The sequence below is a fragment of the Lacisediminihabitans sp. H27-G8 genome (assembly GCF_046156175.1).
Taxonomy (GTDB): Bacteria; Actinomycetota; Actinomycetes; order Actinomycetales; family Microbacteriaceae; genus Lacisediminihabitans.
On the sequence record NZ_JAYLVL010000004.1, the window covers coordinates 266,119 to 279,986 of the forward strand.

Annotated in this window: 13 protein-coding genes; 9 read left to right on the forward strand and 4 right to left on the reverse strand. The window is 67.3% G+C overall.

The features are described 5' to 3' along the window. Positions 1-16: 16 nt before the first annotated feature. Both VLI63_RS14235 and VLI63_RS14240 read left to right on the forward strand, forming a co-directional pair. The gene (locus VLI63_RS14235) at positions 17-1,315 is read left to right on the forward strand and encodes a thymidine phosphorylase (protein ID WP_409157518.1); all 1,299 of its coding nucleotides are present in this window, start codon (positions 17-19) and stop codon (positions 1,313-1,315) included. After that, positions 1,315-1,608 (forward strand): hypothetical protein, encoded by a 294-nt coding sequence (locus VLI63_RS14240; protein ID WP_409157519.1) that lies wholly within the window; start codon positions 1,315-1,317, stop codon positions 1,606-1,608. The genes VLI63_RS14235 and VLI63_RS14240 overlap by 1 nt, the downstream gene beginning before the upstream one ends. Before the next feature lie 307 nt (positions 1,609-1,915). On the opposite strand, the gene VLI63_RS14245 is transcribed toward VLI63_RS14240, so the two are convergent. Beyond that, positions 1,916-2,863: a nucleoside hydrolase gene (locus tag VLI63_RS14245; protein WP_409157520.1), complete on the reverse strand. Its 948-nt coding sequence runs from the start codon at positions 2,861-2,863 to the stop codon at positions 1,916-1,918. A 42-nt stretch (positions 2,864-2,905) separates the two neighbouring features. Here VLI63_RS14245 and VLI63_RS14250 point away from each other — a divergent pair, with 42 nt between their 5' ends. From VLI63_RS14250 to VLI63_RS14270, 5 genes are all read left to right on the forward strand, one after another. After that, positions 2,906-4,021 (forward strand): adenosine deaminase, encoded by a 1,116-nt coding sequence (locus VLI63_RS14250; RefSeq protein ID WP_409157521.1) that lies wholly within the window; start codon positions 2,906-2,908, stop codon positions 4,019-4,021. Next, positions 4,021-4,467 (forward strand): PTS sugar transporter subunit IIA, encoded by a 447-nt coding sequence (locus VLI63_RS14255; RefSeq protein ID WP_409157522.1) that lies wholly within the window; start codon positions 4,021-4,023, stop codon positions 4,465-4,467. Before VLI63_RS14250 ends, VLI63_RS14255 begins: the two co-directional genes overlap by 1 nt. Beyond that, positions 4,464-4,736 (forward strand): PTS sugar transporter subunit IIB, encoded by a 273-nt coding sequence (locus VLI63_RS14260; protein WP_409157523.1) that lies wholly within the window; start codon positions 4,464-4,466, stop codon positions 4,734-4,736. The genes VLI63_RS14255 and VLI63_RS14260 overlap by 4 nt, the downstream gene beginning before the upstream one ends. A gap of 73 nt (positions 4,737-4,809) precedes the next feature. After that, entirely contained in the window at positions 4,810-5,988 is a 1,179-nt protein-coding gene (locus tag VLI63_RS14265; protein WP_409157524.1) for an adenosylhomocysteinase, read from the forward strand. Next, the gene (locus VLI63_RS14270) at positions 5,985-6,773 is read left to right on the forward strand and encodes an IclR family transcriptional regulator (protein ID WP_409157525.1); all 789 of its coding nucleotides are present in this window, start codon (positions 5,985-5,987) and stop codon (positions 6,771-6,773) included. Before VLI63_RS14265 ends, VLI63_RS14270 begins: the two co-directional genes overlap by 4 nt. Here VLI63_RS14270 and VLI63_RS14275 read toward each other — a convergent pair. Further along, positions 6,753-8,420, reverse strand: coding sequence for a phospho-sugar mutase (locus VLI63_RS14275; RefSeq protein ID WP_409157526.1), 1,668 nt, complete (start codon positions 8,418-8,420; stop codon positions 6,753-6,755). The two genes, VLI63_RS14270 and VLI63_RS14275, sit on opposite strands and share 21 nt — an antisense overlap. Continuing rightward, the gene (locus VLI63_RS14280; protein ID WP_409157527.1) at positions 8,420-9,241 is read right to left on the reverse strand and encodes a purine-nucleoside phosphorylase; all 822 of its coding nucleotides are present in this window, start codon (positions 9,239-9,241) and stop codon (positions 8,420-8,422) included. The genes VLI63_RS14275 and VLI63_RS14280 overlap by 1 nt, the downstream gene beginning before the upstream one ends. 95 nt (positions 9,242-9,336) lie before the next feature. Between VLI63_RS14280 and VLI63_RS14285 the strand changes: the two genes are divergently transcribed. Together VLI63_RS14285 and VLI63_RS14290 are read left to right on the forward strand one after the other, a co-directional pair. Then, positions 9,337-10,773 carry an NAD(P)H-quinone dehydrogenase gene (locus VLI63_RS14285; RefSeq protein WP_409157528.1) on the forward strand — a complete coding sequence of 479 codons (1,437 nt, stop codon included), beginning with the start codon at positions 9,337-9,339 and terminating at the stop codon, positions 10,771-10,773. A 220-nt stretch (positions 10,774-10,993) separates the two neighbouring features. After that, entirely contained in the window at positions 10,994-11,887 is an 894-nt protein-coding gene (locus VLI63_RS14290) for an endonuclease domain-containing protein (RefSeq protein ID WP_409157529.1), read from the forward strand. Between the two features lie 182 nt (positions 11,888-12,069). On the opposite strand, the gene VLI63_RS14295 is transcribed toward VLI63_RS14290, so the two are convergent. Next, positions 12,070-13,830, reverse strand: a complete 1,761-nt coding sequence (locus VLI63_RS14295; RefSeq protein WP_409157530.1) for an acetyl/propionyl/methylcrotonyl-CoA carboxylase subunit alpha — start codon at positions 13,828-13,830, stop codon at positions 12,070-12,072. Positions 13,831-13,868: the final 38 nt, after the last annotated feature.

Consider the following 13,868-nt stretch of genomic DNA (forward strand, 5'->3'; position numbering starts at 1 on the left):
GATCGGATTCTCCACCATGGCCATCGAAGCCTTCGACGTCGTCGACCTCATCCACGCCAAGCGCGATCGCGGGGTGCTCTCGACGGAGCAGATCCGCTGGCTGGTGGACGCGTACACCCGGGGCTACGTCGCCGATGAGCAGATGGCCGCCATGGCGATGGCGATCTTCCTCAATGGCATGGAGCGGCGGGAGATCCGAGATCTCACGCTCGCCATGATCGCCTCCGGCGAGACGATGGACTTCTCCGGCCTGTCCAAGAAGACGACAGACAAGCACTCCACCGGAGGCGTCGGCGACAAGATCACGCTTCCCCTCGCACCGCTCGTGGCGAGCTTCGGAGTCGCCGTTCCCCAGCTCTCCGGCCGCGGTCTCGGGCACACCGGGGGCACGCTCGACAAGCTCGAGTCGATCCCCGGCTGGCAGGCGAACATCTCCGGGGAACGGATGCGCGAGATCCTGGATGACGTCGGTGCGGTGGTCTGCGCGGCCGGATCCGGCCTCGCTCCCGCCGACGGCAAGCTGTACGCCCTGCGCGACATCACCGGAACCGTCGAGTCGATCCCGCTGATCGCATCATCGATCATGTCCAAGAAGATCGCCGAAGGCACATCCGCACTGGTGCTCGACGTGAAGTTCGGCTCCGGGGCCTTCCTCAAGGACATCGCCCAGTCGCGTGAGCTCGCCCAGACGATGGTGGCGCTCGGTGAGGATGCCGGAGTCGCGACATCCGCTCTTCTCACGAACATGAACGTTCCGCTCGGTCTGGCCATCGGCAATGCCAACGAGGTGCGTGAATCGATGGAGGTGCTCGCCGGTGGTGGCCCCTCGGACATCGTCGCGCTCACCGTGGCACTCGCCCGCGAGATGCTCAGGCACGCCGGGCAGCCGGACGCCGACGTGGAAGCGGCACTCGCCGACGGACGCGCCATGGACAGTTGGAACCGGATGATCCGCGCGCAGGGCGGGGACCCCGCAGCGGCGCTGCCGGTGGCGCGAGAGACCCATGTGGTCAGCGCAGAGCGCGACGGGGTGCTCGTCGAGCAGCAGGCCCTGCCGTTCGGAATCGCGGCCTGGCGGCTGGGAGCGGGGCGCGCGCGAAAGCAGGATGCTGTGCAGCACGCCGCAGGCATCGACCTTCACGCAAAGCCGGGAGACCGGGTCACGGCTGGGCAGCCGCTCTTCACCCTCAGTGCCGACGAGCCGGAGCGATTCGCCCGGGCGCTCCAGGCACTGGAAGGGGCGTACCGTGTGGGAGAGGCGGGCGAGGAGATCCTTGACGGAGGCCCGCTGATCGCCGAACGAATTGGAGCCTGATGTCACGCCGTAAGGACCGCCTGGACTGGATGTTCCGCAGCCGCGAGAACGGCAAGATCACCATCGGCCAGGCCGCCAACCTCGAGCAGAAGATCTTCTCCGGGGCGACGCTCGTGGGCGTGATGCTGCCCGCGTCCAAGTTGCGCACCGGAGTCGGCGTCGTCGCGGTGCTCGCGCTGGTCGTCTGGGCGGTCGACGAAATCGCTCGAGGAGTCAACCCGTTCCGCCGCATCCTTGGCGGGGCGGCCCTCGGCGGCCTGGCCTGGCTCGCCGTTCGTCGGCCCCGCGACTGAGGCATCCGCCCCGCACCGTCCGCCCCGTCCGCCCCGCACGCCAGGTTCATCATTCAGGAACATGCGGGGCGGGAGTGACCGGAGGCGGTGGAGTGAAACTCTCTACTCCCACTGACCACTCCCGTCACAGAAGCTCCTGAATGATGAGCAAGCGCTCTCCCGATGGGACTGCACGGTTGTGCTTTCATCATTCAGGAACAAGTGGGGCTTGAGTGGATGGAGTGTCAGATCGAGGCCTCACCGGTCTCGAGGTTCACTCCAGTCCCACACGTTCCTGAATAATGCGAGCAGTGCGGGCAACGTGCTGCTACCGGGCCGGGTCGCCGATGCGCACCAGGGCATCCACGATCATGCCCCAGAAGCGCGGGACATCCAGTGCGGTCGCCGCATGGGTGGTGCACTCCTCCGGCGCCTCGGTGCGGAAGTCGGCGACCGTCATGCCCAGGGTCAGCGTGCCGGCCAGCTCGATGTCCAGCGGCACGCGCACCACGGTCATCACGCTCGGGTCGATGACGAGGGCGACAGCACACGGATCGTGCACGGGCGGATGCTCGAAGCCCTGTGCCTGCCGATAGGTGGAGCCGAAGAAGTCGAGCAGCTCGACGACGAACCGTGCCGGCGCGGTATCGACGGCGGCGATGGCCGCGACGACCTCCGGGGTCGCGAGGGCCTGGTGCGTGACATCCAGCCCCACCATCGTGAGCTTCCAGCTCTCGTTGAAGACGATGTGAGCCGCCTCCGGATCGATCACGATGTTGAACTCCGCAGCGGCGCTCCAGTTGCCGACGTGGTAACCGCCGCCCATCAGCACGACCTCCTTCACGAGAGAGGCGATGCGCGGCTCCTTCCGCACGGCGAGGGCGATGTTGGTGAGCGCGCCGGTCGGCACGAGGGTGATGGTCTGGGCAGGCGCAGCCATGATCGTGTCGATGATGAGATCGACGGCGTGCCGCGGATCGGGCGCGAACAGGGGCTGGGGGAGCTCCGGTCCGTCGAGGCCGGATGAGCCGTGGATCGACTCTGCCACTTCCGCGGTGCGCACCAGCGGCCGGTGGGCGCCGGCGGCGAACGGGATGCCGGTGATTCCGGCGATCCGGGCGATTGCCAGCGCGTTGCGGGTGACCTTGTCGATGGTCTGGTTTCCGTGCACCGTCGTCACCGCGACCAGCTCGATCTCGGGGCTACCGTGAGCAAGGATCAAGGCGATCGCGTCATCGTGCCCCGGGTCACAATCCAGAATGATCTTCTTGGCCATTCCGTCAGGTTAGCGGCCGGTGGCACCCGATAGATTTGGGGCATGACCTCCTCAGACTTCTTCATGCCCGGCGGCGGCGCGAACATCACCGCGTTGCCCAAGGTCTCACTTCACGACCACCTCGACGGGGGCCTCCGTCCACAGACCATCATCGAACTCGCCGGCGAGATCGGCTTCGAGCTTCCCGCGACGGATGCCGTGGCGCTCGCCGACTGGTTCGCCGAGAAGGCGGATTCCGGCTCGCTTGTCGAGTACCTCAAGACCTTCGACATCACCACCGCTGTGATGCAGACGGCGGCGGGGCTCACGCGCGTCGCCCGCGAGTTCGTCGAGGACCTCGATGCCGACGGCGTGATCTACGGCGAGATCCGTTGGGCTCCCGAACAGCACCTTTCCCGCGGTCTCACCCTCGACGAGGCCGTCGAAGCGGTGCAGGAAGGCATCGAAGAGGGCATCGACGCCGTCTCCGAGGCCGGCCGCAGCATCCGGATCGGGCAGTTGATCACCGCTATGCGTCACGCCGATCGCGGGCTCGAGATCGCCGAACTCGCCGTGCGACACCGCAACAACGGGGTCGTCGGCTTCGACATCGCGGGGGCAGAGGCCGGATTCCCCGCTGGCAACCACCGCGAGGCCTTCGACTACCTCGCGTCACATTTCTTTCCCACGACGGTGCATGCGGGTGAGGCCGACGGCCTCGAGAGTATTCGTGGAGCGCTGTTCGACGGCCGCGCGCTGCGCCTCGGGCACGGCGTGCGCCTCGCCGAGGACATCACAGTGGACCGTTCCGACGACGAGAACACCTACGTCGAGCTCGGGCGGCTGTCGCAATGGGTCAAGGATCGGGAGATCGCGCTCGAGTTGAGTCCCTCGTCGAACCTCCAGACGGGCGCGATCGCGCAATGGGGCGACGAACTCATCGATCACCCCTTCGACCTGCTCTACCAGCTCGGCTTCCGTGTGACGGTCAACACCGATAACCGGCTGATGAGCCGCACCTCGCTGAGTCGCGAGCTCGCTCTGCTCGCGGAGACCTTCGACTACGACCTGACCGACCTCGAGGTGTTCCAACTCAATGCCGCTGGATCCACCTTCCTCCCGTTCGAAGAGCGTGAAGAGCTGGCCGATCGCATCAGCGCCGGTTTCGAGCGGGCCTGATGCCCCTTCCCCTTCTCGCCGAATCGGCGATCATCGTGGGAGCCGAGGCCGGTGACTGGCGGGAAGCCGTGCGGCTAGCCGGCCGCGCCCTCACGGCCTCCGGTGCCACCCGACCGGGCTATGCCGATGAGATGATCCGCATGATCGACGAACACGGACCCTATGTCGTGATCGCGCCGGGGCTCGCGCTCGCGCACGCACGCCCCGGACCGGATGTGCTGACCGACGGCCTCGCCGTGGTGACGCTCGCCACTCCGGTGTCCTTCGGGCATCCGCACAACGACCCGGTGAGTGTGGTGCTCGGCCTCGCGATCAAGTCGGCTGACACGCACATCGAGGCGGTCGCCGAGCTCGCGAACGTCTTCAACGACTCGAGTGCGATCGCCCAGCTCGCGGCCGCGACTTCAGTCTCCCAGGTGCTGCAGATCATGGGGAACCGCTCGTGAAGATCGTTGCGATCTGCGGGGCGGGGATCGGCAGCTCCGGCATCCTCAAGGTGAACGCGGAGCGGGTGCTCGCGCGGCTCGGCCTGGAGGCGGATGTCACGGCCGCCCATCTCTCGAGCCTCAGCGGCGATGCGGCGGACGCCCAGGTCATCCTCACCTCTGCCGAATTCGTGGACGCGATCGGACCGACGAACGCCGATGTGATCGTGATCGAGAACTACTTCGACACCGCGGAGCTGGCTCGGAAGCTCGAAGAGGCACTCGGCTGAAGTTTCATATATAAAAACTGCTTTCATAGGCGTATGCTCGGCGGAAGTCATCCCGTCCGAGTGAGGAACGCCCATGTGCAGTGAACTCGTCGAACGCGGCCATCAGCGGCTGGAATGGATCCGGTCGCGGATGTCGCTCCTCGCGGCCGCACGGAAGGAATTCGCAGCATCCCAGCCCTTCGCCGGGCGCCGGATCGGCGTCGCGATCCACCTCGATCCGAAGACCGCAGTGTTGCTCGAAGTGCTCGCTGCTGGCGGGGCGGAGGTCGTGGCGACCGGCAATCATGGGTCGACCCAGGACGACATGGTGGCCGTGCTGCGCGAGCAGGGTCTCGTCGTGTTCGGAAGACGGGACGACACCATCGAACAGCACAGGGCCAATGTGGCGAGTGTGCTCGACGCGAACCCCGACATGATCCTCGACAATGGGGCGGACCTCATCGCCGGAGTGGTGGAACGCGGTGTCGCCGCAAGCATCATCGGCGCGACTGAAGAGACGACGTCGGGTGCCGACCGGCTGCGCGGCGAACTCGTCGAGCACATCCCCTTTCCTGTCATCGTCATCAACGACAGCCCTCTCAAGGCGATCGGCGAGAATCGGCACGCCGTCGGACAGTCCGTCGTCGAGAGTCTCATGCGTATCACCGGGCTGATGGTGCCCGGCCGCCGCTACGTCGTCGTGGGCTACGGCTGGTGCGGCCGCGGTATCGCCCAGTACCTTCGCGCGCTCGGCGGCCGGGTCGCGATCGCCGAGGTGGACGACCTCAAGGCATTCGAGGCGGCGTTGGACGGCTATCGGGTGGCACCGATCGCCGAGCTAGCGGGATGGGCGCAGACGATCATCACGGCCACCGGGCGTCCGGGGGTGATCGGGGCTTCCAAGTTCCCCCTGCTCGAATCCGGAACCGTGCTCGCCAACAGCGGGCACTTCGACTGGGAGATCGACGTGCCGGCCCTCACCGCCTCCGCCAGTCGGGTCGTGCCGGTGGATGACGCGATCGAGCGGGTGGAATTCGCCGACGGGCGTCACGTCGTGCTTCTCGCCGGCGGGCGCATGGTCAATCTGGCCGGTCGCGAACCCCGCGGGAATTCGCTCGAATCGATGGATCTCGGCTTCCTCCTCCAGGCGCTCTCCCTCGAACGGATCGCCGGATCCGCCGCCGGGCTCCCGTCCGGCGCCCAGCCCGTGCCCGACGACCTCAATCGCCTCATCGCACGACGGATGGTCGCGGCGATGTCGGCATCCCGATGAGCGGGCCCGCACTACCGGGTTCCGGGGCGCAGTCGCTCGACTCTCGGAGGTCCGAGTCGCAGGCCCCCGAGTACTCGGTTCCGGCCCTGGACAAGGCCCTCGATATCCTCGAACTCCTGGCCGCACGATCCGGCGGGCTCAGCCAGGCTGTCATCGCCGAGGCCGTCGGTCGATCGGTCAGCCAGGTCTTCCGGGTGCTTCAGACCCTCGAGGGGCGTGGATACCTCGTGCGCGAGGAGCGGTCGGGGCTCTACGGGCTGTCGGTCCAGATGTTCAGGCTCGCCCATCGGCAGGAGCCGCTTCGCGGTCTCGAGACCGCCGCGCTTCCGGCGATGCGCTCCTTCGTGGACGAGGTGCAGCAGTCCTGCAACCTCGGGGTTCTATCGGCCGGCCGGGTTCTCGTGCTCGCGCAGGTGGAGAGTCCCGCGAACTTCGGGTTCCGCGTGCGGGTCGGCTCGGAGTTCCCGATCGAGGGCACCGCGACCGGTGCCGTCCTCGCGGCGTTCGGTGCTGGGTCGGTGACGGAACCCTGGCTGTCCGGTCTTTCCGGCAGCGCGCGCGAGCGAGTCGAACGCGTGCGACTCCGGGGCTTCGAACGCGCGGACGACAGCCTCCAGCCGGGCATCACCGACATCGTCTTTCCGGTCTTCGGGCGTGGAGACTCGGCCGTGGCCGCCCTCACCGTTCCCTACGTCGCCACGAGCTTCAGCGCGGCACGCACCCAGGAGGTGGAGGACCGGGCGCGGGCGGCGTCCGAGAGGATCTCAGGCGCGCTCGGCCATTAGCTGGCGCATGGCAGATTCGAGCCGGTCGACAGCGCCCTGGGCGACCGCCTGCCGGTGCGCCGCGGTGCCCTCGTCGCTCGACGCGTCGATGTAGACCTTCACCTTCGGCTCGGTGCCGCTCGGGCGCACGATCACCCGCGATCCGTCATCGAGCTGGTAGCGCAGGATGTCGCTTGCGGGCAGACCGGCGAAGCCGTCCGCGAAATCGTCGACCTGTCGAACGGCCACCGCGCCGATCCGCTCTGGCGGGGACTGCCTCAGCGAGGACATCAGGCGTGGGATGTCGGCGAGATCCGTCATCCGGATCGATACCTGCGACGAGGCGAAGGCACCGAACCGCTCGGCGAAGTCGGTGAGGTGATCGGTGACGGTGCGGCCAACGGCCTTGAGGTCAGAGACGAGCCCGAGGAACTCGACGGCCGCCGAGATGCCGTCCTTGTCGCGCACCTTCTCGGGGTCGACGAGGTAGCCGAGGGCCTCTTCGTAGCCGTAGGAGAGGCCGGGCACTCGCGACACCCACTTGAATCCCGTGAGCGTGTCGACGTAGTCGAGTCCGTATTGGCGCGCCACCTCGGCGAGGGCGGGGGAGGAAACGATCGACGCCGCGAGGGTGCCGGAGGTGCCCGCCGCGGCGAGCCGCTCGGCCGCGCGCCAGCCCAGTAGCGCTCCGACCTGATTGCCGCTCAGCCGCTGCCACTCGCCGTCAACGTCGGGGATCCCGATGGCGAGGCGGTCGGCATCCGGGTCGTTAGCGATCACCAGTTCGGCGTCGGCGGTGATGGCCGCATCGAACGCGAGATCCATCGCTCCTGGCTCCTCCGGGTTGGGAAAGGCGACGGTGGGGAAAGCCGCATCCGGCTCGATCTGCGCCGTGACGACTGTGGGTTCGCCGAAGCCGGCGTCGAGGAAGACGCGATGCGCCGTCTCCCAGCCGACCCCGTGCATCGCGGTGTAGACGTAGCGCACCGCAGCGGGGGGACGCCCGGCGATGGCCGCCGTGCGACGGATGTATTCGTCGATCACCCGTTCGTCGGCGGTCTCGTACTCCGTGGAGCGGGGCAGGTTCAATACGCTCTTGTCGGCGGCGATGGCCAGGATGTGCGCCGCGATCTCGCCATCCAGCGGCGGCACGATCTGGGAGCCCTGGTCGGCGTCACCCAGGTAGACCTTGTAGCCGTTGTCCTGGGGTGGATTGTGGCTCGCCGTGACCATCACTCCAGCGCTGACGCCGAGCTCGCGCACGGCGAAGGCCAGCACCGGAGTCGGCAGCAATCGGGGCAGCAGCACCGCGCGAACTCCGGCGCCGGCCATCAACTCCGCCGTATCGGTGGCGAAGACCCTCGAGTTCTTGCGGCCGTCGTACCCGATCACCACGCTCGGTGTGCCCCCACGGGAGACCAGGAAGCTCGCGAATCCGGCGGCAGCCTGGCTCACCAGCACGCGGTTCATCCGGTTGGAGCCGGATTCGATCCGGCCGCGAAGCCCTGCGGTGCCGAACTCGAGCCGGGTATCGAAGCGGTCGTGCAGTTGAGCGAGTGCGATGTCTGAACCGGCCTCGGCATCCGCCAGAAGCAGAGCGAGTTCGGTGCGGGTCTCGTCATCCGGGTCCTGGTCGTGCCAGGCCCGTGCGACGTCGATGATGCTCACTACAACTCCTGCACAATCCGCGCCAGCAGCGCCGAGATCACCGGTTCGGCATCCCGACCGGCTTCGAGTACCTCAGTGTGGCTCAATGGGGACTTCTGGATGCCCGCTGCGAGGTTGGTGATCAATGACAGTCCGAGGATCTCCATGCCGGCCTGGCGGGCCGCGATCGCCTCCAGGGCGGTGGACATGCCCACGATGTGGCCGCCGATGGTCTTCGCCATCTGAACCTCTGCGGGAGTCTCATAGTGCGGTCCGCGGAACTGGGTATACACGCCCTCGTCGAGGGTGGGATCGACGGTCTTCGCGATCGCGAGCAGGCGGGCGCTGTAGAGGTCCGTGAGGTCGATGAAGGTCGCGCCCTCGAGCGGTGAGTCCGCGGTGAGGTTGATGTGGTCGCTGATGAGCACCGGCGTGCCCGGCTTCCAGGTCTCGCGGATGCCGCCGGCACCGTTGGTGAGGATCATGATCTTGGCCCCGGTGGCCGCCGCGGTGCGCACGCTGTGAACGACGCGACGCACGCCGTGGTTCTCGTAGTAGTGGGTGCGAGCCCCGATCACGAGTGCATTCCTGCCGTCGGCGAGGCGGATGGATCGCAGCGTTCCCACGTGGCCTTCGAGCGCGGGAGCGCTGAACCCGGTGATCTCCGCCGCGGGAATCGTGGCGGTCGTCACGCCGATGAGGTCGGCCGCCTTGCCCCAGCCGCTGCCGAGTGTCAGGGCGATGTCATGGTGGTCGACACCGGTTCGCTCGGCGATCTCGGCAGCTGCGAGAGCAGCGATCTCGAAGGGGTCGGCAGCGTTGTCGTCGAGAGGATTCGGCATCCTCCCAGCCTATGGGAGAGCCGCCTCGGTTGCGCGGATGCCGCCGACGCTGCCCTGATTCGCCGCGTCGCCGCTCTCTACGGGAGAATGGGCGCATGTCCTATGAATTCGAGCGAAAGCAACGTATCGCCGTCGTCGGGGGCGGTCCCGGGGGATACGAAGCTGCGATCACCGGAGCCCAGATGGGCGCCGAGGTCACGGTCGTCGAGCGCGTGGGTGTCGGCGGATCGGCCGTCCTCACCGATGTCGTCCCCTCGAAGACGCTCATCGCGACAGCCGAGGCGGCGAACGCCATCGGCGAAGCGGCCGACCTCGGGGTGCAGTTCTTCGTGCGCGGAGAGTCCGGCAGGCCCGTGCGGCCCGAAGTCACCGTCAATCTCGCCGCCGTCAACCAGCGCCTCTTGCGCCTGGCTCGCCAGCAGTCGGAAGACATGAAGTCCCAGCTCATCAAGGCCGGCGTCACCGTGATCCAGGGGGACGGCCGACTGGACGGACCGAATCGCGTCATCGTGTCGACCGGCAAGGGCAAGACCAGCACCGACTTCGACGAGATCAACGCCGACACGATCGTCGTCTCGGTCGGCGCGAGTCCCCGCATCCTCCCTTCCGCTATTCCCGACGGGGAACGCATCTTCACGTGGACGCAGCTCTACACGCTCAAGGAGACGCCGGAGCACCTGATCGTGGTCGGATCCGGTGTCACCGGCGCGGAATTCGCCTCGGCTTTCACCGCGCTCGGCTCCAAAGTCACGCTCATCTCTTCCCGGGATCAGGTACTTCCGGGCGAGGATGCCGATGCCGCCCGTGTGATCGAGGACGTCTTCAAACGCAACGGCATGACCGTTCTCTCCAAGTCTCGGGCCGATTCCATCCTGCGAACCGCGGATGGCGTCATCGCGACCCTCTCGGACGGCCGCACCGTGGAGGGCAGTCACTGCCTCATGGCGGTCGGCTCGGTACCGAATACTTCCGGGATCGGACTGGAAGAGGCGGGCGTTCAGCTCACCGACTCCGGGCACATCCGGGTGAACCGGGTGGCGCGCACGTCGATGCCCTCGATCTACGCGGCCGGCGACTGCTCGGACTTCCTGCCCCTGGCATCCGTCGCGTCCATGCAAGGCCGCACGGCCGTCTTCCACGCCATGGGCGATGCGGTGAACCCCACGGAGCTCCGTAACGTCACCTCGAACATCTTCACGCAGCCGGAGATTGCAACGGTCGGCTGGTCGCAGAAGCAGATCGAGGACGGCATCGCGCAGGGCGTCATCTACAAGCTTCCGCTCGCCTCTAATCCGCGCGCGAAGATGATGGGGATCAAGGACGGCTTCGTCAAGCTGTTCGCCCGCACCGGCTCCGGTACCGTCATCGGCGGCGTGATCGTTGCGCCCCGGGCATCCGAGCTCATCCTCCCGATCGCGATCGCGGTCGAACACCGGCTGACCGTCGACCAGGTGGCTCGCGCCTTCGCCGTCTACCCGTCGCTCTCCGACAGCATCACTGATGCCGCGCGCGCACTGCACATCGTCAACTAGCTCCCTCGCCCCCAGGCCCCTCGCCCCCACACCCCTCGCTACCTCGGCCCCTGCGGGTTTCATCATTCAGGAAGGTGTGTGACCGGAGTTACGGGACTGCACGGTGGGGTGGTCTCGTGCCCCGTTAGCCCCTTCCCTCACAGGGATTCCTGAATGATGCTTCTCCACCGGGTGCTGATGTGGGCGAGCGGAGTGGATGCCGGCAGCCCACGCTGGCGCGATGACAGACCTTGCTCACGCCATCGACATCCTCGGCGGCATCGCGACCAGGCAGCAGCTCCTCGCGATCGGCTTCACGGGCACCGACCTCACTCGTGCCGTTCGAGGTGGCGGGATAAGACGCATCCGGCAAGCGCGCTATGCCTCGCCGTCGGCGCACATCGACCGTGTCGCCGCTGCGAGGGTCGGTGGCCTGCTCGCCGGGCCGAGTGCCGCGGCGACATACGGACTGTGGGCGGGCCTCGACCCCAGACTCCACATCAGCGTCGGCCGCAATTCGGCACGTCTGCGCACAAATGTCGCTCCCTCGTTCAGCGACCGGATGACGCTCACTCCGGACTCCTCGGGACGACCGATCGCACTGCACTGGATTGGCGGAGGGGCCGTTGCCGAACGAGGCCCGGAATGCTGGCGGACCACCTTCGAACAGTGCCTTCGCCAGACGGTCGCCTGGTGCGACACCGAGACCGCGGTCGCGTGCCTCGACACCGCCCTCGCGGTGGCGAACTGCACGCCCGCCCGGATCGCCGAGATCTTTGCGGCCGCTTCGGCATCCGATCGACTCACGGCATCGCGCTGCCGGTTTGGGAGCGATTCCGGAAGTGAGTCGCTCGTGCGCCAGCGTCTCGACCAACTCGGCATTCCCTACCGGCAGCAGGTGGAGATAGCCTCGGTCGGTCGGGTCGACTTCGGGCTGGTCGGCACGCGCATCGTCATCGAGGTCGACAGCTGGCTCTACCATGGCGACCGAATCGCGTTCGAACGCGACCGTCGGCGCGACGCTGAACTCGTGGCACGCGGGTACACCGTCATCCGGCTCACCTACCAGCGGATCATGAACGACTGGCCGTGGTGCGAGGGGATGATCCTCGCGACACTCGCCGCACTGCACTGACGATCACCCACCCGCCCTTCGAACAACCGTGCTGCCTCGCATCATTCAGGAACGTGTGGGGCCAGTGAGGCTGAAGAGTCGCGTGTACGCCTCGAGCGTCACTCCTTCACCGTGACTCACAGGAGTTCCTGAATGATGCGGGGAAGGGGGCTAGTGCGAGTGCGGCGGGGCGCAGCCGCCGCTCAGGACACGATGTCGAGCAGCAGGAAGCCCGACGACACAGTCTCGCCGACGGCAGCGCTCACGTTGGCGATGACCCCGTCTTTGTGGGCGGCGATCGGCTGCTCCATCTTCATGGCCTCGAGCACCAGGATCAGGTCGCCCTTCACCACGGTGTCGCCCTCGGCGACGGCGAGTTTCACGATGGTGGCCTGCATCGGTGCCTTGACCGAGTCGCCGGTGGCCGTCACGACGGCCCCCGCGCCACCGCGGCGCTTGGGAGCGGCACCGAGGGTGGCAGAGGCGCCCCCGGATGCCGCGGCAAGGCGAGCCGGGAGCGACACCTCGATGCGCTTGCCGTCAACCTCGACGACGATGGTCTGGCGTGCGGCTGCGGCCGCCGCATCCGGGAGGGATCCGCTCCACGGCTCGATGTCGTTGACGAAGTCGGTCTCGATCCAGCGGGTGTAGATCGAAAAGGGCGACGACGTGAAGGCCGGGTCGCGCACGATCTTGCGATGGAACGGCAACACTGTCGGCAGTCCGGCGATCTCGAACTCGTCGAGGGCGCGGCGGGAGCGTTCGAGGGCATCTTCGCGGGACGACCCGGTGACGATCAGCTTGGCGAGCAGCGAGTCGAATGCGCCGCTGATCACGTCGCCGGTGGTCACGCCGCTGTCGACGCGCACACCAGGACCGCCGGGGAAGCGCAACGCGTGCACGGGCCCCGGAGCGGGGAAGAAGTTGCGTCCGGGATCCTCGCCATTGATGCGGAACTCGAAGGAATGCCCCTCGGCAACCGGGTCGTCGTAGTCGAGGGCACCTCCCTCGGCGAGGCGGAACTGCTCGCGAACGAGATCGATGCCGGTCACCTCTTCGGAGACGGGATGCTCGACCTGAAGTCGGGTGTTGACCTCGAGGAACGAGATGGTGCCGTCCTTGGCGACGAGGAACTCGCAGGTGCCGGCGCCGAGGTAGCCGACCTCCTGGAGGATCGCCTTGGAGGCGGAGTAGAGAAGTGCGTTCTGATCGTCGGTGAGGAACGGCGCCGGCGCCTCTTCCACGAGCTTCTGGTGACGTCGCTGCAGCGAGCAGTCACGGGTGGAGATCACGACGACCTTGCCGAAGGCGTCGGCGAGGCACTGCGTCTCGACGTGTCGCGGCTGGTCGAGGTACTTCTCGACGAAGCACTCTCCCCGACCGAAGGCGGCGATCGCCTCGCGCGTCGCGGACTCGAACAGCTCGGGAATCTCGTCGCGGGTACGCGCGACCTTGAGCCCGCGCCCTCCGCCACCGAAGGCCGCCTTGATGGCGACGGGGAGGCCGTGGATGTCGACGAAGTCCAGTACCTCCTGGGCACCGGAGACCGGGTTGAGGGTCCCGGGTGCGAGCGGGGCGCCCACCTTCTCCGCGATGTGACGGGCGGAGACCTTGTCGCCGAGCTTCTCGATGGCATCCGGCGACGGCCCGATCCAGGTGAGTCCGGCATCGATGATGGCGCGGGCGAACTCCGCGTTCTCGGCCAGGAATCCGTATCCCGGGTGAACGGCGTCCGCTCCCGAACGCCGGGCGATCGACAGCACCTTGTCGATGCGCAGGTAGGTGTCCGCGCTGGTCGCCCCGTCGAGGGCGTAGGCCTCATCGGCGAGCTTCACGTGCCGGGCATCCCGATCCTGGTCGGCGTAGACGGCCACGGAGGTGATTCCCGAGTCCTTCGCGGCCCGGATGACTCGAACGGCGATTTCGCCGCGATTGGCGACCAGGACCTTCGTGATGCGGGGCATAGTCCTTTAGCCTATGGGGCGAAGACGGGCACCCTTTG

Coding starts and splice junctions, on each gene's coding strand:
- VLI63_RS14285 (WP_409157528.1), top strand. CDS start 9,337: ATGTCCTATGAATTCGAGCGAAAGCAACGTATCGCCGTCGTCGGGGGC.
- VLI63_RS14245 (WP_409157520.1), bottom strand. CDS start 2,863: ATGGCCAAGAAGATCATTCTGGATTGTGACCCGGGGCACGATGACGCG.
- VLI63_RS14265 (WP_409157524.1), top strand. CDS start 4,810: ATGTGCAGTGAACTCGTCGAACGCGGCCATCAGCGGCTGGAATGGATC.
- VLI63_RS14295 (WP_409157530.1), bottom strand. CDS start 13,830: ATGCCCCGCATCACGAAGGTCCTGGTCGCCAATCGCGGCGAAATCGCC.
- VLI63_RS14280 (WP_409157527.1), bottom strand. CDS start 9,241: ATGCCGAATCCTCTCGACGACAACGCTGCCGACCCCTTCGAGATCGCT.
- VLI63_RS14290 (WP_409157529.1), top strand. CDS start 10,994: ATGACAGACCTTGCTCACGCCATCGACATCCTCGGCGGCATCGCGACC.
- VLI63_RS14270 (WP_409157525.1), top strand. CDS start 5,985: ATGAGCGGGCCCGCACTACCGGGTTCCGGGGCGCAGTCGCTCGACTCT.
- VLI63_RS14255 (WP_409157522.1), top strand. CDS start 4,021: ATGCCCCTTCCCCTTCTCGCCGAATCGGCGATCATCGTGGGAGCCGAG.
- VLI63_RS14235 (WP_409157518.1), top strand. CDS start 17: ATGGCCATCGAAGCCTTCGACGTCGTCGACCTCATCCACGCCAAGCGC.
- VLI63_RS14250 (WP_409157521.1), top strand. CDS start 2,906: ATGACCTCCTCAGACTTCTTCATGCCCGGCGGCGGCGCGAACATCACC.
- VLI63_RS14240 (WP_409157519.1), top strand. CDS start 1,315: ATGTCACGCCGTAAGGACCGCCTGGACTGGATGTTCCGCAGCCGCGAG.